The following is an 838-nucleotide window of genomic DNA, read 5'->3' as shown; positions in this document are numbered from 1 at the left end:
CCGCTGCTATCCGTTCATATTCCCAGATTCGTGCTTTACAACTGAGCAAGAAAGGGCTTGAAAGTATCATCAGGGCGTCGAAAGAGCTACTTTACTTGCGAGGATACAAAGAGTTCGCCGACGGCGTTATTACGCAACTCACGGCATTATTTAATCTACCTGCAGAAGGCTTGGTTTGCGTCAAAGGGTATCCCGGCGAGCACGAGTCGAACGATGAGCTACAGGTGATAGCGGGCGCAGGGAGGTTTAGGGAGTACATCCTCAAACCGGTCGCTGATATTGCCTTGCCTCACGTGGTGAAATTGATTAAAGAAACCGCGGTGAGCAAACACCATATCTTTAAAGATAACCTGAGCTGTTTGTATTTTCGTACGCCTGACCAAGTCGAAATGATTGTTTATTTGGCAGAGCAGTTGAATGATCGGCCCAATGACATGAGTTTATTGGAGCTGTTTTCAACCAATATCGTCGCCAGTATCGATAATGTGACCTTGCTTGAGCAGCGTCATGAGTATGCTTATCGTGACCAATTGTTAGGGGTGCCTAATCGCCTGTCTTTTCTGCAATCGATTGAGAGTCACTTGCAGAACCAAACCCCTGATCTACAGATTATCCTTATTGATATTGATCAGTTTGGCGCCATCAATGACACCATCGGAACAGAGAATGGGGATATTTTACTTCAACACGTGTCCGACCGGTTACAAGCGGCGCATCATGAGCAGCTAGTAGCTCGAGTATCGGGTGATACTTTCGGGATTCTAGGGCGAATGGATGAGCTATCCCACGACACAATTGCGGGTAGTTTCGAAGAGCCTTTTTATATTCAGGGCTCGGC

The 838-nt window shown here is 47.0% G+C and carries 1 protein-coding gene; it reads left to right on the top strand.

Annotated elements, in window-relative coordinates; all coding sequences use genetic code 11:
- A partial coding sequence (locus A3750_RS22600) for a DUF3369 domain-containing protein (RefSeq protein WP_156498853.1) occupies positions 1-838 on the top strand: 838 nt, incomplete at both ends.

The sequence above is a fragment of the Oleiphilus sp. HI0079 genome (genome assembly GCF_001635105.1).
Note: the sequence above shows the minus strand (reverse complement) of the source record. Positions and strands in the feature narration are given on the sequence as shown.